The organism is Zobellella denitrificans, from assembly GCF_002407485.1.
GTDB lineage: Bacteria > Pseudomonadota > Gammaproteobacteria > Enterobacterales > Aeromonadaceae > Oceanimonas > Oceanimonas denitrificans.
The window spans coordinates 1,619,057-1,634,889 of the sequence record NZ_CP012621.1 but is presented as its reverse complement, the minus strand read 5'-3'; the positions used below and the strand labels follow the sequence as shown (position 1 = coordinate 1,634,889).

14 protein-coding genes are annotated in these 15,833 nt (G+C 66.3%); 8 read left to right on the top strand and 6 right to left on the bottom strand.

Annotation, left to right across the window (positions count from 1 at the left end):
• Complete coding sequence (locus AN401_RS07820) at positions 1–1,179, bottom strand: sensor domain-containing phosphodiesterase (RefSeq protein WP_198401840.1); 1,179 nt, start codon at positions 1,177–1,179, stop codon at positions 1–3.
• Between the two features lie 176 nt (positions 1,180–1,355).
• Positions 1,356–2,570 carry an S-methyl-5-thioribose kinase gene (mtnK, locus tag AN401_RS07815; RefSeq protein ID WP_096779010.1) on the bottom strand — a complete coding sequence of 405 codons (1,215 nt, stop codon included), beginning with the start codon at positions 2,568–2,570 and terminating at the stop codon, positions 1,356–1,358.
• Between the two features lie 409 nt (positions 2,571–2,979).
• Between mtnK and AN401_RS07810 the strand changes: the two genes are divergently transcribed.
• The 7 genes from AN401_RS07810 (at position 2,980) to AN401_RS07780 (ending at position 9,190) form a co-directional block, all read left to right on the top strand.
• Positions 2,980–3,594, top strand: a complete 615-nt coding sequence (locus tag AN401_RS07810; protein ID WP_096779009.1) for an RNA polymerase factor sigma-70 — start codon at positions 2,980–2,982, stop codon at positions 3,592–3,594.
• Positions 3,588–3,800 (top strand): zf-HC2 domain-containing protein, encoded by a 213-nt coding sequence (locus AN401_RS07805; protein WP_094040541.1) that lies wholly within the window; start codon positions 3,588–3,590, stop codon positions 3,798–3,800. The genes AN401_RS07810 and AN401_RS07805 overlap by 7 nt, the downstream gene beginning before the upstream one ends.
• 139 nt (positions 3,801–3,939) lie before the next feature.
• Complete coding sequence (gene arsS, locus AN401_RS07800; RefSeq protein ID WP_096779008.1) at positions 3,940–4,908, top strand: arsenosugar biosynthesis radical SAM (seleno)protein ArsS; 969 nt, start codon at positions 3,940–3,942, stop codon at positions 4,906–4,908.
• Positions 4,905–5,570 carry a TIGR04283 family arsenosugar biosynthesis glycosyltransferase gene (locus tag AN401_RS07795; protein WP_232513405.1) on the top strand — a complete coding sequence of 222 codons (666 nt, stop codon included), beginning with the start codon at positions 4,905–4,907 and terminating at the stop codon, positions 5,568–5,570. The genes arsS and AN401_RS07795 overlap by 4 nt, the downstream gene beginning before the upstream one ends.
• Positions 5,567–6,193, top strand: a complete 627-nt coding sequence (locus AN401_RS07790) for a TIGR04282 family arsenosugar biosynthesis glycosyltransferase (RefSeq protein WP_096779006.1) — start codon at positions 5,567–5,569, stop codon at positions 6,191–6,193. The genes AN401_RS07795 and AN401_RS07790 overlap by 4 nt, the downstream gene beginning before the upstream one ends.
• A gap of 10 nt (positions 6,194–6,203) precedes the next feature.
• Positions 6,204–7,019 carry a sterol desaturase family protein gene (locus tag AN401_RS07785; RefSeq protein WP_096779005.1) on the top strand — a complete coding sequence of 272 codons (816 nt, stop codon included), beginning with the start codon at positions 6,204–6,206 and terminating at the stop codon, positions 7,017–7,019.
• Positions 7,016–9,190, top strand: coding sequence for an FAD-dependent oxidoreductase (locus tag AN401_RS07780; protein WP_096779004.1), 2,175 nt, complete (start codon positions 7,016–7,018; stop codon positions 9,188–9,190). Before AN401_RS07785 ends, AN401_RS07780 begins: the two co-directional genes overlap by 4 nt.
• Before the next feature lie 190 nt (positions 9,191–9,380).
• On the opposite strand, the gene AN401_RS07775 is transcribed toward AN401_RS07780, so the two are convergent.
• From AN401_RS07775 to AN401_RS07765, 3 genes are all read right to left on the bottom strand, one after another.
• Complete coding sequence (locus tag AN401_RS07775) at positions 9,381–10,130, bottom strand: DUF6969 family protein (RefSeq protein ID WP_198401839.1); 750 nt, start codon at positions 10,128–10,130, stop codon at positions 9,381–9,383.
• 72 nt (positions 10,131–10,202) lie between these two features.
• A complete protein-coding gene (locus tag AN401_RS07770; protein ID WP_096779003.1) occupies positions 10,203–10,469 on the bottom strand; it encodes a hypothetical protein in 267 nt (88 codons plus the stop codon).
• A 36-nt stretch (positions 10,470–10,505) separates the two neighbouring features.
• A complete protein-coding gene (locus tag AN401_RS07765; RefSeq protein WP_096779002.1) occupies positions 10,506–10,700 on the bottom strand; it encodes a hypothetical protein in 195 nt (64 codons plus the stop codon).
• Between the two features lie 903 nt (positions 10,701–11,603).
• Here AN401_RS07765 and AN401_RS07760 point away from each other — a divergent pair.
• Entirely contained in the window at positions 11,604–12,587 is a 984-nt protein-coding gene (locus AN401_RS07760) for a DUF3179 domain-containing protein (protein WP_198401838.1), read from the top strand.
• 130 nt (positions 12,588–12,717) lie between these two features.
• Here AN401_RS07760 and AN401_RS07755 read toward each other — a convergent pair whose 3' ends face one another.
• The gene (locus tag AN401_RS07755; protein WP_094041213.1) at positions 12,718–15,831 is read right to left on the bottom strand and encodes an efflux RND transporter permease subunit; all 3,114 of its coding nucleotides are present in this window, start codon (positions 15,829–15,831) and stop codon (positions 12,718–12,720) included.
• Positions 15,832–15,833 lie beyond the last annotated feature (2 nt).

Genomic DNA, 15,833 nt, shown 5'->3' with positions numbered 1-15,833 from the left:
TCAGAACAGCAACGCTTCGATTGGCGTGGGGCGTCCCAACAGATACCCCTGCGCCTTATTGACCTTTAGCTTGCGCAAAGCGTTGAGCTCAGCGTCAGTTTCGACCCCTTCTGCAACAACCTTGCTGCCCGTCTCCTCGGCAAACCGAACGATGGCAGCGGTAAAAGCGCGGCACCCTGTATCGGTGTCGATTCTCCGGATCAGGCTCACATCGAGTTTGATCACGTCCGGCTGCAATTTGAGAATGTGGCGGAAACTGGCGAACCCGGCGCCGGCGTCGTCTACCGCCAAGCGCAAGCCCCGTTGCCGCATGGGCACGAGTACAGTAGCGATCAAGGAATAGTCGGTGACGGACACATGTTCAGTGACTTCCAACATCAAGCGCTCGAAGGGATATCCCTCCAAAACGGACGCGACGGATCCCTTCAGAAGGGTTTCCGGCGAGACATTGAGTGAGAGGTAGGTATCTTCGGGGAGATGGGCCAACCCCTGCAATGCCTTCTTGATCACAGCCAACTCCAATTCTTCCTGGAGACCGACCTCTGCGGCTTCATTGAACCATTGGTCGGGCGAGCGCACCGGTTCTGCCGAAAACCGCGCCAGCGCCTCGTAGCCGACGACCTTGTGCTGGTCGACACGGATAATCGGCTGGTAGACCATACTGAAAAGCTCCTCATCGATCACGGCTCGAAGGCGAGTGACGAGTTGGTTGCAGGCTTCTTCCTCGGCTACCTGCCTCTCCAGGAGCTTGCCAATCATCTCGGCAAAGAGCCGCATCGCCCGGATATCGCGATCATTCAAGGTACTGTCGGGAAAGGTGCTGAAGCAGCAAAATGTGCCGTAGACCTGCCCGTCGCTGAAGCGGATCGGGATGCTCAGGTGGGCACCCACCGGCAACGCCATCGTCGCCGGCAAGGTCAGTGCCTCAGGGATTTGCGTTGCGTCCTGGATCAGCTCAGGCAGACGGCCGTCAACCACGCGCTGGCAATAGCTTTCTTCCAGAGGATCCGAAGCGCCTACGCGGACAGGTGTGGCGCCCCCTTGTGAATCCACGTAACGAAAGACGCGCCGCCCACCCGTGAACACCGAGACAAATGCCACTTCCATGCCGAGCAGGGTACGTACCGAGTGTAGCGTTTCCATTACGATTTCATGGGAAGAACGGTGGTTGGCGGTCATATCTGTCCTTGGAATATCCTGGCGTGATGCGCCTATCATTGTAGATGATCATTCAACGACTCTGGAGCATTGCTGCCACGCCTTGCAGAATGCGAGGCCGCTGTCCCATTCAAACGCAGGCGCCCTCTTTGTCCTGAGCGGAGCCTGGCTGCTGTTCAGCCGATGAGCTGGTTTCGTTAATTCTCCCCGGACGGCTGTCTGCACGCCGCCACCAGCGCTGCCAGCTCCTTGCCGCCGGCCAGGGTGTCGGCCTCGAGGATCAGCGCCCGCCCCAGGGTCAGGGCGGTGCGCTGGCAGGCGAGCCGCGTCTCCTCCTCCTCGATGCCGTTCAGATCCGCCACCTGGGCGATGCCGATGGTGCGGCGGATAAGCTCGGTGCCCGCATAGCCCAGGCTGTCCCGCCACACCCGGGCCAGAAAGTCGGCCACATAGCCCGGCTCGGCCAGGGCCGGATCCGCGCAGCCCGCCGCCAGGGCGGTGAAGTCGTCGTGGAACCGCCGCCACAGGGTCTGCACCTCCTCCCGCCGCCGCCGCTGCTCTGCCCGCCCCTTTTCCCCCGGGTGCAGGCCGGGCTGGCCGCAGTGGTTGAGCAGCAGGTTGCCGATGGCCGAGCCCAGATCGAAGCCCATGGGGCCGTAACAGCCGAATTCGGCGTCGAACACCTTGAGCCCGCCCTCGGTCACGAACACCGAGCCGGTGTGCAGGTCGCCGTGCAGCAGGGCCTGGGCATCGCACAGAAAGCGGTGCTTGAGCGCCGCCACCCGGCGTTTGAGGGGGCCGTCCCGCCACAGCTGCTCGGCCAGGGGGCGCAGGGCGGGCGCGATCTGGTTGCGCGGATGGTCGTGATAAGGGTCGTCGAAGAACACCGTTTCGGTGGCGGCGCACAGCTCCGGGTTGCTGAACAGCACCATCTCGGCCCGCTTGGCTATGGATGCCAGGTGAAAATCGGAGCCGTGATAGAGCACCCGTGCCAGGTAATGCCCCAGCCGGTCCGCCGTTTCCGCCGGCGCCTCGCCCGCCATCAGGGCCTGTCGCCACAGCCGCCACGCCGACAGATCCTCCAGCATCAGCACCGACAGCCCGGCGTCCTGGTGCAGCAGCGCCACCGTGTGCTCGGGGCAATGCTCGCCATGGCGCCGCAGCACCCCCGCCTCTATCCTGGCCCGCTCCCGGGTCAGGGGCCAGGACTCGCCCACGCAGCGGATGTAGGGCAGCGCCTGCTTGACGATAACACTGCGCCCGCGGGCGTCATCCACCACCCGGAACACCTGGTTGAGGTTGCCGTCGCCCACCTCCGCCGCCGACAGCCGGGCGCCGGTGTCGAAGCCGGGGCCGTGCCGGCGGGCGTAGTCGATGGCGTGCTCGGGGGTAAAAACATGGTATTGGCTCATGGGCAGACCTCGTTGGTTCCAAGACGCTATGGTTTAAAACTTGGGCCACGCTATCCCTGCGTAGCCGTCGCTGTAGGTGCCGCTGTAGGTGCCGCTTTAGCCGGCACAAGCCGGCACAAACCGGGGAATACGGCGCCCAATTTCCGCGCGCCTCTCCTTTGCAGGTTTGCGCCACGTAAACGGGCGCCTACAGGATAAGGCCGAGCCGGTTGCGATCATCCCTGTACTCATACCCGGTTACAGTCGGCCGAACACCGCTGTGATTACAGCCGTTAAAAAATATTTTCGAACCAGTGTAAGAATAGTGCCGGCAAAACGACTCACCATCAGAAGATGGGCAAGGCTGAACACCCGGTTTTTTGGGGCTACAGTCTACTCACACTCATCACAGCCTGCATAAAGAGGCCCCATGCCCCAACGACATGAAATGAGCCGGGACGGACAGCACGCCGCCCGTCCCGAGCTGTTATCCGAGGCACTGCGCCGGCAGATGCTCCGCTTTGCCAGGCTGCAGCTCAAGGATGCCCACCTGGCGGAGGACGCGGTGCAGGAGGCCCTGCTCGGCGCCCTCAAGTACGCCGACTCCTTCAAGGGCCAGGCCGCCTACAAGAACTGGGTGTTCGCCATACTGCGCAACAAAATTGCCGACATCATTCGCAAGAACCAGCGGCTGATCGCGGTGTCCAGCCTGGGCGGCGATGAAGAGCAGGATCCGGAAGCGCTGCTGTTCAACCGGAGCGGCCGTTGGCACCGGGAAGAAATGCCCGTCCGCTGGAGCTCCCCCGAAGCCAGCTTCGAGGACGAGCAGTTCTGGACGATTTTCGAGTTCTGCCTGGAGCATCTGCCCGCCAACCAGGGGCGGGTGTTTATGATGCGGGAGTTTATAAATCTGGAAAGCAGCGAAATATGCCACGAGCTTGAACTCACGGTCAGCAACCTCAATGTGCTGCTGTACCGCGCCCGCCTGCGCCTGCGCGAATGCCTGGAAAACAAATGGCAACTGCAAGGAGACTGCTCATGCTGAATTGTCGACAAGCCACCCAACTGATGTCGGAGAGCCAGGACAGGCCCCTGGCCGCCGGCGAAAAGCTGGCACTGAAGCTGCACACCCTGATGTGCAAGGGCTGCCGCAACTTCGAGCAGCAATTGCCGGTGATCCGCCGGATAGCCAGGCGCTACGCCGATCGTCCCGACAACGACAACCCGCAGCAGCAGGAGCCCGAACAATGAGCCTGCCGTGCATTCCGCCTGAAAGATCTTTGCCGCGCGCCGGGTATAAGCTTTAGACGAAACGGAATCGAATCGGTTGTAACAATCAGCCCCCCTGGCACGACGTTAGCTTATCCCTTGCCATCCGTGGAGAACCGCCATGAGAGACACCCTGCCGTTGCTGGATCTGACCGACTTTCCGGCCATCCGCCGCCACCGGCTCGATACCCTGCAGGTGAACCTGGGCTACAAGTGCAACATGAAGTGCGTGCACTGCCACGTGGCCGCCGGCCCCCACCGTACCGAGATGATGGACGAGGACAACCTGGCGCTGATCCCCGAGGTGCTGCGGGCCCGTGGGCTCCCGACCCTGGATCTCACCGGCGGCGCCCCCGAGCTGCATCCGGGCTTCCGGGCGCTGGTGCGTGCCGCCCGCGCCCAGGGGGTGAAGGTGATCGATCGCTGCAACCTCACCATACTGTTCGAGCCGGGCCAGGACGATCTGGCCGAATTCCTGGCCGGACAGGGGGTGGAGGTGGTGGCCTCCCTGCCCTGTTATTCGGTGGACAACGTCGACAAGCAGCGGGGCAAGGGCACCTTCGACAAAAGCATCCTCGCCCTGCAGGCACTCAACCGGCTGGGGTACGGCCAGCCCGGCTCGGGGCTTGAGCTCAACCTTGTCTACAATCCCCAGGGCCCCAGCCTGCCGCCGCCCCAAGCGGCGCTGGAAGCCGACTACAAGCGCGAGCTGGGGGAGCACTTCGGCATCCGCTTCAACCGGCTGTTCGCCCTGGCCAACATGCCGATCAAACGCTTCGGCGACTACCTGCTCAGCAAGCGCCAGTTCCACGACTACCTGCGCCTGCTGAAGGAAAACTTCTCTGCCGCCAACCTGCCCGGGCTGATGTGCCGCAACCTGGTGAGCGTGGACTGGCAGGGGTATTTGTACGACTGCGATTTCAACCAGCAACTGGGGCTGCGCCTGCCCGGCGCGGGCCGCCCGCACCTGCGCGATCTGCTGGGCCGCGAGCTGGACGGCCAGCCCATCCGGGTGGCCGAGCACTGCTACGGCTGCACCGCCGGCCAGGGCAGCAGCTGCGGCGGCGCCCTGCACAAGGAGCCGTCATGACGATGTCGATCATTATGCCGGTGTTGAACGAAGCCGCCGTCCTGCCCCATACCCTGGCCGCGCTGCCGCTTGAGGGCGGCCAGACCGAGGTGATCCTGGTGGACGGCGGCAGCCACGACCTGTCCGTTGCCCTGGCTCGCTGGGCCGGTGCCAAGGTCGTCACCAGCGCCCCCGGCCGCGCCCGGCAGATGAACGCCGGCGCCGCCCTGGCCCGGGGGGAGCTGTTGCTGTTCCTGCACGCCGACACCCGACTGCCGCCCGGGGCCCTGTCGGCGGTGGAGCAGGCCCTGTCCCGCCGGCACTGGGGCCGCTTCGACATCACCATTTCCGGCCGCCATCCCCTGCTGAAGCTGGTGGCCGCGCTTATCAACCTGCGCTCCCGGCTGACCGGCATCGCCACCGGCGATCAGGCCATCTTCGTGCGCCGGAGCAGCTTCGAGGCCATCGGCGGCTTTCCCGAGCAACCGCTGATGGAGGATATCGAGCTCAGCAAGCGATTGAAGCGGCTGGGGCCGCCGGCCTGCCTCCGGCTGAAGGCGCACACCTCAGGCCGGCGCTGGGAAAGCCGGGGGCTGTTTCGCACCATATGGCTGATGTGGCGACTGCGCTTCGCCTACTGGCGGGGCGCCGACCCGGCCCTGCTGGCGAGGGCCTACCGATGAGCACCCGCATCATCGTGTTCGCCAAGGCCCCCCTGGCCGGCCTGGCCAAGACCCGGCTGATCCCGGCATTGGGGCCCGAGGGCGCGGCGCGCCTGGCCCGGCGCATGCTGATGTCGACCCTGGCCCATTGCCGGGCCGCGGCCCTCGGCCCGGTGGAGCTGTGCGCCAGCCCGGCGCCGGACCGTCCGCCCTGGAGCGAGCTGGCCCTGCCCGCCCATATCGAGCTCAGCGACCAGGGCGAGGGCGACCTGGGGCAGCGCATGGCCCGGGCGGCCCGGCGCGGCCTGCAACAAAACCCGCAGCTACTGCTGATAGGCACCGACTGCCCGCACCTCAACCCCGCCCTGCTGCAGGCGGCCGCCCACCGCCTCGGCCAATGCGAAGCGATGTTCCACCCCACCTGCGACGGCGGCTACGCCCTGCTCGGCCTGCGCCGTTTCTCCCCCCGATTGTTCGAGGACATTCCCTGGAGCACCGACCGGGTCGCCGAACTCACCCGGGCGCGCATCCGCGAACTCGGCTGGAGCTTCTATCAGGGCGAGTGCCTGCGCGACATCGACGAGCCCGACGATCTGTTCTGGCTGCCCTCCCAGTGGCTGGGCGCCGCCCTGTTCGATCGCTGACGAGGCCCCGATGCCGGACGATGTACTCACCCAGGAACCCCTGCTCCGGCTGGCCGCCTTCGCCGGCATCTTGCTGCTGATGATGCTGTGGGAAGTGCTCGCCCCGCGCCGCAGCCGGCGCTATCCACGCCGTCGCCGCTGGCCGGCCAACCTGCTGCTGGTGGCCATCAATACCCTGCTGCTGCGGCTGCTGTTTCCGCTCGCCGCCGTGGGCGGGGCCCTGCTGGCAGAGCAGCGCGGCTGGGGACTGTTCCAGCTGTGGCCGCTGCCGTTCTGGCTTACCCTGCCGTTCTCCCTGCTGGTGCTGGACTTCCTCATCTACCTGCAGCACCGGTTGTTCCACGCCCTGCCCTGGCTGTGGCGGCTGCACCGCCTGCACCACAGCGATCCGGACATCGACGTCACCACCGGATTGCGTTTTCACCCGCTGGAGATACTGCTGTCGATGGGGATCAAGCTGGGCATCGTCATCCTGCTGGGGGCGCCGCCGCTGTCGGTGCTGCTGTTCGAGGTGCTGCTCAACGCCTCCTCCATGTTCAACCACGGCAATGTCCGGCTGCCGCCCCGGCTCGATGCCTGGTTGCGGCTGTTGCTGGTCACCCCGGACATGCATCGGGTGCACCACTCGGTGATCCCGCGGGAAACCAACAGCAACTTCGGCTTCAACCTGCCCTGGTGGGATCGCCTGCTGGGCACCTACCGGGCCCAGCCCGAAGCGGGCCACCGGCGCATGACCATAGGACTGAACGAGTTCCAGGATCCGGCCGAACTCAGGCTGGACCGCCTGCTGACCCAGCCCTGGCGCCAGCGCAAGGAGCCCAAATGAAAAAGCTTATCCTGCTGCTGGTGTTACTGACGCTCGCCCTGCTCTTCTTCGCCCTGGGCGGCCACGAGTGGCTGACCCTGGAGGCGCTCAAGCGGCACCAGGCGGAATTCGCCGCCCTGCGCGGCCAGGCGCCCTGGCTTACCGCCGCCGGTTTCTTCCTGCTCTATGTGCTGGTGGCAGCCCTGTCCCTGCCCGGCGCCGCCATCATGACCCTGGCCGCCGGCGCCCTGTTCGGCCTCTGGCAGGGGCTGGTGCTGGTGTCCTTCGCCTCCAGCCTGGGCGCCACCCTGGCCATGCTGGTGGCCCGCTTCCTGCTGCGCGACCAGGTGCAGCAGCGGTTCGGCGACCGGCTCAAGGCAGTCAATGACGGCATTGCCAGGGACGGCGCCTTTTACCTCTTTACCCTGCGGCTGGTGCCGGTGTTCCCCTTTTTCCTGATCAACCTGCTGATGGGGCTCACTCCCTTTCCCGCCCGCCGCTTCTACTGGGTGAGCCAGCTCGGCATGCTGCCCGGCACCCTGGTGTATGTGAACGCCGGTACCCAGCTCGCCGCCCTCGACTCGCTCGGCGGCATCCTCTCCCCCGCCCTGTGGCTGTCCTTCGCCCTGCTCGGCATCTTTCCGCTGCTGGCCCGTAGCCTGGTGCGCCTGATACAGCGCCGCCGGGTCTATAAGGGCTGGCAAAAAACCCGCCAGTTTGATCGCAACCTCATCGTGATCGGCGCCGGCGCCGCCGGCCTGGTCAGCGCCTATATCGCCGCCACCGTCAGGGCCAGGGTCACCCTGATCGAGGCGGGCAAGATGGGCGGCGACTGCCTCAACACCGGCTGCGTGCCGAGCAAGGCACTGATCCGCAGCGCCAGGCTGGCCCACCAGATGCGCCACGCCGACCGCTACGGCCTCTGTGCCACCCAGCCCGAGTTCAGCTTCAAGCGGGTGATGGCGCGGGTGCAGGAGATCATCAAAAAGGTCGCGCCCCACGACAGCGTGGAGCGCTACACCGCCCTGGGGGTGGAGGTACTGCAGGGCCATGGCCGCCTGCTCGATCCCTGGACGGTGGAGGTGAGTCTCAACGACGGCGGCCGCCGCCGGCTGAGCGCCCGCTCCGTTATCATCGCCGCCGGGGCCGAGCCCCTGGTGCCCGAGCTGCCGGGGCTGGAAGAGGTGGGCTATCTCACCAGCGACACCCTGTGGCAGGCCCTGGCGGAGCGGGACAGCCCGCCCCGCCGGCTGCTGGTGCTGGGCGGCGGCCCCATCGGCTGCGAGCTGGCCCAGGCCCTGGCCCGGCTGGGATCGGAGGTGACCCTGATGCAGCGCAACCCCCGGCTGATGCCGAAGGAAGACCAGGAAGTGAGCGATCTGGTCAAGGAATCCCTCACCCAGGACGGCATCGCCGTGCTGACCGGCCACCAGCCGCTGCGGCTGGAGCAGGACGACCAGGGCAAGCGGCTGATCGCCCGCCATCACGACCGGGAAGTGGCGCTGCCCTTCGACGATCTGCTGATCGCCCTGGGCCGCCGCCCCCGGCTGACCGGCTACGGCCTGGAGCAACTGGGTATCGATACCGAGCGCAAGCTCGAAACCAACGACTACCTGGAAACCCTCTACCCCAACATCTACGCCGCCGGCGACGTGGCCGGGGGCTACCAGTTCACCCACACCGCCGCCCACATGGCCTGGTATGCCAGCGTCAACGCCCTGTTCGGCCAGTTCAAACGCTTCAAGGTGGACTACTCGGTGATCCCCTGGTGCACCTTCGTGGATCCGGAGGTGGCCCGGGTCGGCCTGTCCGAGGCCGAGGCCAGGGACAGGGGCATCGCCTGTGAGGTGACCCGCTTCGGGCTGGACGATCTGGACAGGGCCATTGCCGACGGCGCCGATCACGGCTTTATCAAGGTGCTGACGGTGCCGGGCAAGGACCGGATACTGGGGGTGACCATAGTGGGCGAGCATGCCGGCGAGCTGCTGGCGGAATACGTGCTGGCCATGCGCCACCATCTGGGGCTCAACAAGCTGCTGGCCACCATCCACATCTACCCCACCCTGAGCGAGGCCAACAAGTACGCCGCCGGCGAGTGGAAGAAGGCCCACGCCCCGCAGCGACTGCTGGCCTGGCTGGCCCGCTATCACGGCTGGCGGCGGGGCGGCAAGCAACCGCAGGGCCCTCTGTGACGATCCTTGGAGCACGGGTCTTGGGGCGCGGGCGGCCCGCCCGCATGAAGTCTTGGGGCGCGGGCGGCCCGCCTGCGCTCCACCAGCAAGGCGCCCATCGGCAAACGGCGGGGGTTTTCCTGCCGGCAAGAGTGGCAGGAGTGGCTCTGCACCCGACAGCGTGATTTTTAAACTATATGGCGATCTAACATCATGATGAACTGTCCAGCTCCGCCTGCAGCTCGGCCAGCCAGTCGTCGACCGAGATGGGCAGGTAGCCGGTGATCTCGAGCCGCCGATCCTCGAACACGTCCTCGCCCGGATGGCGGCGCCGCCACTCGGCCACCGCTTCGTCCCGGTGCCACAGCAGGGCCTCGATATGGGGCCGGAACAGCACCAGCAACTGGGTCAGCCAGATGTTGACCGGCCAGGACGGGTTGGCGTGATCGATCGAGAACCGGTCCAGCATGGCCACCACGGTCCGGGCCGGATACCAGGACTCTCCCGTCACCCAGCGGTTGCAGGCGAACAACCCCTTGGGAAAGCCCCAGCCGTCCATGGAGACGGCCACCAGGTGGGCGATGGCCTGCTCGCCCCTCGGCCAGGGCTCGGTGGCGCCCGGCTCATCCAGCACCTCGCTGCCCGGCGGCATGCCGGGGGCCCGCAGAAAGGTATGGAAATGACCGTGCTCCAGCTCGCCGCCGCGGTGGGCATGGTAGTAATACTGGCTGTGGCTGTCGCCGTCGAACACGTCGTCCAGCGGATAATGGGTCATTTCATAGAAGGTGCCCTGCCCTTTCAGCACCTCGCCCACCACATTGAGGCCGCCTTTCTTCAGCACCCGGTAGCATTCACGGATCCGCCGGCCGGCCAGTATCATAGTGGCGATCTCCTCGGGGCTTTGATCCCGCGCCCTGGGCATGGCCGGTGCCGGCAATGGCGTATCGAGCTTGTCGGACATGATGAGATCCTTTCCCTGTTGTTGAAGGCAAGGCGGAGCTCCCGGGAGCTCCGCCTGCTGACCATAGCCGATTTATGCCGACTTGGCGGCGCAAGGATTTTTGGTCGCACAGGGGTTGGCGGCACACGGGCTCTTGGCCGCACAGGGGTTTTTCGCCGCGCAAGGGTTGGCGGCGCACGGATTGGCCGCGCAGGGCTTTTTGCTCATGGCGACCAGTTGCCCGTCCAGGCTTGCCGCCGTCACGGCCTGGGCCGGACCCGCCAGGGACAGGGCCAGCAGGGACGCCGACACCACGCCGGCCACCGGGGTCAATCGATAATGGGACTGGCATTGAGACATGTGATTTCTCCTTAAACTTTTCACCGGTAACGAGCCTTATTGGGGCCCGCAGTACCCGGGCAGTTTTGCCCCTCTTTTTTTCATTAGCATGCAATGACGGTTATCCACGCCATCGCCCCGTGATGACAGGGTCTGGATGGTCGGCTGATCCGGTGCCTGGGTCGCCGCCTGCGCGGGCAGAACTCCCAGGGCGAACACGGCAGCCAGCATAAGTGAAGTGATCGCTTTCATGATGCTTCCCCTTTCTCTTGAGTTGGCGGCCTCCGGAAAGTCATCGCTTTCCCCGAGGCCGGGACAACCTGGATGATTGCCCTGCCGTCATCACGCTCTTGCCTGACGGTTACCCACTAAGTCGCGCCACCCCCGCCGGTTCTTACAAAAAAATCACCCGGAGCCCCCTTTGCGCCACGTAAACGGGCACCTACGGGTGAGGTTCGCACCACGTAAACGGGCCGCCGACAACGATCCGAGCGCGAGGGTTTTGGGGCGCGGGCGGCCCGCCCGCATGAAGGAGGCACTGAGGTGGGCGAAGGCACGGCCCAAGCCGCGATGCCTGTTCTGCCCTTAATGAGCTGTAGGCACAGCTGTAAGTGCCGCTGTAGGTGCCGCTTTAGCCGGCACAACCCGGCGGCCCCGAGCTTTTTTAACCCGCTGTGTAGCAGGCAAATCCGAGGGTTCGCGCTGCGCGCGAATGCAGGCGGGCCGCCTGCGCTCCGCCAGGCCCAAACCGCGCAGCCGCCGGTTTGCGCCACGTAAACGGGCGCCTACAACGATCCGGGCGCGCGGGTTTTGGGGCGCGGGCGGCCCGCCCGCATGAAGGAGGCACTGAGGTGGGCGAAGGCACGGCCCAAGCCGCGATGCCTGTTCTGCCCTTAATGAGCTGTAGGCACAGCTGTAAGTGCCGCTGTAGGTGCCGCTTTAGCCGGCACAACCCGGCGGCCCCGAGCTTTTTTAACCCGCTGTGTAGCAGACCAACCCGAGGGTTCGCGCTGCGCGCGAATGCAGGCGGGCCGCCTGCGCTCCGCCAGGCCCAAACCGCGCAGCCGCCCGACGATCTTCCGGTAAGAACCGGTGCCCTTCTTCCGTCATTAACCAGATAAACCACCGATAGTGGCGACAGCACGAGGAGGCCGCATGAAACCTGACCCGCTATTCCAATCACCACGGCAGCCGGTATCCACCTTCTGGATGCTGGCCGTACTGGTCTTGCTGCTGGGGGGGATGCCCAGGCCCGCCGCCGCCCAGGGCCCCTACCTCAACGGTTTCGACCTAGCGGGGGCTTTGGTGCCCGTGGCGGAAATACTCCGGGGCGGGCCGCCCCGGGACGGCATTCCCGCCATCGACCGACCCCGCTTCCTGAGTGCGGACGAGGCGGACCAGATGCTGGGCCCGGAGGAAGAAGTGATAGGAGTGGTGCATAACGGCGCGGCCAGGGCCTATCCCGTCGCCATCCTCAACTGGCACGAGGTGGTCAACGATCGCTTCGGCGACCAGGCCGTTGCCGTGACCTACTGCCCCCTCTGCGCCACCGCCACCGTGCTGGTGGCCGAAAGCGAAGGGCAATCCTTGGCGTTCGGGGTATCGGGGTTGCTCTACAACAGCAATGTGCTGCTCTACGATCGCCAGACCGAGTCGCTCTGGTCCCAGGTACTGGCGGAGGCGGTAACGGGGCCGATGAAAGGGCGGGTACTGCGGACCCTGCCGCTGACCCTCACCTCCTGGCAGGCCTGGCGCCGCGCCCACCCCCACAGCCTGGTGCTGTCCGCCGACACCGGCCATCTGCGCGACTACGGCCGCGATCCTTACCGGGAATACGCCCGCCGCAACCAGCTGATGTTCCCGGTGCGCGAGCAGAGCAGAGCCCTGCCGCTGAAGGAGATGGTCACCGGGCTTATCCTGAACGGGGAAGCCAGGGCCTATCCTCACGCCGCCCTGCGGGAGCACCAGGGGCCCCTGCACGACAGCCTGGGCGGCCAGGTGATCCGCATTGTGGTCGAGCCGGGGGGACAGCCGCGCTTCTTCGAGGAAAACGGAACGGAGCTGGCAGGACAGCCGGGTTACTGGTTTGCCTGGTATGCCTTCTATCCGCACACCGAGGTCTGGCAAGCAGGAAAGTGACGGCTAAAGGAAAACTCGACGATTTTTGCGGGCACACCGCCTCTGGAGCGCCGGCACCGGGTTCATGCGGGCGGGCCGCCCGCGCTCCAAGGAGCGTTCCGGCGCCCGCGCCCCACGAGGCAGGTCCACTTCAGCGCGCCAGCCGCCGCTCGTTGATCCAGGCATAGAGCGCCGGTATCACCAGCAGGGTCAGTATGGTCGAGGACACCATGCCGCCCACCATGGGGGCGGCGATGCGGCGCATCACCTCGGAGCCGGTGCCGGTGCCCCACATGATCGGCAGCAGGCCGGCCATCACCGACACCACCGTCATCATCTTGGGCCGCACCCGCTCCACCGCGCCCTCGATGACGGCGGCATAGAGATCGGCCGCCGCCGGGGCCCGCCCCTCCGCCCGGCACTGGCGGCACAGCGTCTGCCAGGCCTGATCCAGGTAGATCAGCATGATCACCCCGGTCTCGGCCGCTACCCCGGCCAGGGCGATAAAGCCCACCGCCACCGCCACGCTCAGGTTGTAGTCGAGCCACCACAGCAGCCAGACCCCGCCGATCAGGGCGAAAGGCACCGACAGCATCACGATCAGGGTCTCGGTCAGGCGCCGGAAGTTGAGGTAGAGCAGCAGGAAGATCAGCGCCAGGGTGGCCGGCACCACCAGCTTCATCTTCTCCATGGCCCGTTCCATGCTTTCGAACTGGCCGCTCCACACCGCGTAGTAGCCGGGCGGGAAGGACACCTGCTCCTGCACCGCCTGGCGGGCCTCGGCCACGTAGCCGCCGATGTCCCGCTCGCGGATGTCGACGTAGATGTAGGCCGACAGCAGGCCGTTTTCGGTGCGGATGCCCGGCGTGCCCTGCTCGATGCGGATGTCCGCCAGCTGGCCGAGCGGGATCAGGGCCCCGTCCATGCCGGCCACCAGCACCTCGCGGGCGATGGTGTCCGGGTCGCCGCGCAGTTCGCGCGGGTAGCGCAGGCTCACGCCGAAGCGCTCCCGCCCCTCCACCGTGGTGGTCACCAGCTCGCCGCCCAGGGCGGCGGCGATCACCGACTGCACCTCGGCCATGCTCAGGCCATAGCGCGCCAGCTGGCGCCGATCCGGGCTGATGGTGAGGTAATAGCCCCCGGTCAGGCGTTCGGCGAAGGCGCTGCTGGTGCCCGGCACCTGCCGCACCACCGCCTCTATCTGCCGCGACAGCCGCTCTATCTCCTGCAGATCCTGGCCGAACACCTTGATGCCGATGGGGGTCCGGATGCCGGTGGAGAGCATGTCGGTGCGCGCCTTGATCGGCATGGTCCAGGCGTTGGCGATGCCGGGCAGGCTGACCGCCTGGTCCAGCTCGGCGATCAGCCCGTCCAGGGTCAGGCCGGGGCGCCACTCCCGCTCCGGTTTCAGGTTAATCACCGTTTCGAACATCTCGAGCGGGGCCGGATCCGTGGCCGAGTTGGCCCGCCCGGCCTTGCCGAACACCGAGGCCACTTCGGGAAAGCTCTTGATGATCTTGTTCTGGGTCTGCACCAGCTCGGCCGCCTTGGTCACCGACATGCCCGGCAGCGAGGCGGGCATGAACAGCAGGGTGCCCTCGTTGAGGCTGGGCATGAATTCGCTGCCGAGCCGGGCATAGGGCCACCAAGTACTCACCAAAGCCGCCACCGCCAGCAGCAGGGTCAGCTTCTTCCAGCGCAGCACGCCGTGGATCCAGGGCCGGTACAGCCACATCAGCAAGCGGTTGACCGGGTTGCGCCGCTCGGCAATGATGCGGCCGCGCACGAACATCAGCATCAGCACCGGCACCAGGGTCACCGACAGCAGGGCGGCCCCGGCCATGGCGAAGGTTTTGGTGTAGGCCAGCGGCGAAAACAGCCGTCCTTCCTGATCTTCCAGGGCGAACACCGGCAGGAAGGACACCGTGATGATCAGCAGGCTGAAGAACAGCGCCGGCCCCACTTCCTGGCAGGCCTCCAGCATGATGGCATGGCGCGACTTGCCCGGCGGCGCCCGCTCCAGGTGCTTGTGGGCGTTTTCGATCATGACGATGGAAGCGTCGATCATGGCGCCGATGGCGATGGCGATGCCGCCCAGGCTCATGATGTTGCTGCCCAGCCCCAGGGCGCGCATGCAGATAAAGGCGAACAGGATGCCGAGCGGCAGGGTGACGATGGCCACCAGGGCGCTGCGCGCATGGAGCAGGAACACGAAGCACACCAGGGCCACCACCAGGCTTTCTTCCAGCAGCTTGAGGCTGAGGTTGTCGATGGCGCGCTGGATAAGCTCGGATCTGTCGTACACCGGCAGCAGTTCCAGCCCCTCGGGCAGGCCCGGCGCCAACCGGGCCAGGGTTTGCTTGAGGTTGTCGATCACCGCCAGGGCGTTCTCGCCGTAGCGGGCCACGGCGATGCCGCCGACCACTTCCCCCTCACCGTTGAGCTCGGCCAGGCCGCGCCGCTCATCCGGGCCCAGCTCGATGCGGGCGACATCCCCCAACAACACCGGCACGCCCTGGCTGGCCTTGAGCACTATCTGGCGCAGATCCGCCACCCCGGTCAGGTAGCCGCGCCCCCGCACCATGTACTCGGTTTCGCTCATTTCCACCGCCCGGCCGCCCACGTCCAGGTTGCTCTGGCGGATGGCCTCGGCCACTTCCATAAACGACAGGCCATAGGCGCGCAGCCGCACCGGATCCACCACCACCTGGTACTGGCGCACAAAGCCGCCCACCGTCGCCACCTCGGCCACGCCCTGGGCCTGGGTCAGCTGGTAGCGGATAAACCAGTCCTGCAGGGTGCGCTGCTCGGCCAGATCGTGCCGGTCGGACTGCAGCGCGTACTGGTACACCCAGCCCACCCCGGTGGCGTCGGGCCCCAGGCTGGGCGTGACGCCCGCCGGCAACTGGCCGGCGGCGCCGTTGAGGTATTCCATCACCCGCGACCGGGCCCAGTAGAGATCGGTGCCGTCTTCGAAGATCACGTACACGAAAGAGGCGCCGAAGAAGGAAAAGCCCCGCACCACGCTGGCCTTGGGCACCGACAGCATGGCGGTCACCAGCGGATAGGTGACCTGATCCTCCACCACCTGGGGCGCCTGGCCGGCGTAGTCGGTATAGACGATGACCTGCACGTCCGACAGGTCCGGAATGGCGTCCAGGGGTGTCTGCCGTACCGCCTGGAGGCCGCCGATCACCAGCAGCCCGGTCAGTATCAGCACGATCAGCCGGTTGTTGAGCGACCAGGCAATGACTGCGTTCAGCATGA

Bases quoted from the DNA above. Each gene is read 5' to 3' on its own strand.
- AN401_RS07820 (WP_198401840.1), bottom strand. From the start codon at position 1,179: ATGACCGCCAACCACCGTTCTTCCCATGAAATCGTAATGGAAACGCTA.
- mtnK (WP_096779010.1), bottom strand. From the start codon at position 2,570: ATGAGCCAATACCATGTTTTTACCCCCGAGCACGCCATCGACTACGCC.
- AN401_RS07810 (WP_096779009.1), top strand. From the start codon at position 2,980: ATGCCCCAACGACATGAAATGAGCCGGGACGGACAGCACGCCGCCCGT.
- AN401_RS07805 (WP_094040541.1), top strand. From the start codon at position 3,588: ATGCTGAATTGTCGACAAGCCACCCAACTGATGTCGGAGAGCCAGGAC.
- arsS (WP_096779008.1), top strand. From the start codon at position 3,940: ATGAGAGACACCCTGCCGTTGCTGGATCTGACCGACTTTCCGGCCATC.
- AN401_RS07795 (WP_232513405.1), top strand. From the start codon at position 4,905: ATGACGATGTCGATCATTATGCCGGTGTTGAACGAAGCCGCCGTCCTG.
- AN401_RS07790 (WP_096779006.1), top strand. From the start codon at position 5,567: ATGAGCACCCGCATCATCGTGTTCGCCAAGGCCCCCCTGGCCGGCCTG.
- AN401_RS07785 (WP_096779005.1), top strand. From the start codon at position 6,204: ATGCCGGACGATGTACTCACCCAGGAACCCCTGCTCCGGCTGGCCGCC.
- AN401_RS07780 (WP_096779004.1), top strand. From the start codon at position 7,016: ATGAAAAAGCTTATCCTGCTGCTGGTGTTACTGACGCTCGCCCTGCTC.
- AN401_RS07775 (WP_198401839.1), bottom strand. From the start codon at position 10,130: ATGTCCGACAAGCTCGATACGCCATTGCCGGCACCGGCCATGCCCAGG.
- AN401_RS07770 (WP_096779003.1), bottom strand. From the start codon at position 10,469: ATGTCTCAATGCCAGTCCCATTATCGATTGACCCCGGTGGCCGGCGTG.
- AN401_RS07765 (WP_096779002.1), bottom strand. From the start codon at position 10,700: ATGAAAGCGATCACTTCACTTATGCTGGCTGCCGTGTTCGCCCTGGGA.
- AN401_RS07760 (WP_198401838.1), top strand. From the start codon at position 11,604: ATGAAACCTGACCCGCTATTCCAATCACCACGGCAGCCGGTATCCACC.
- AN401_RS07755 (WP_094041213.1), bottom strand. From the start codon at position 15,831: ATGCTGAACGCAGTCATTGCCTGGTCGCTCAACAACCGGCTGATCGTG.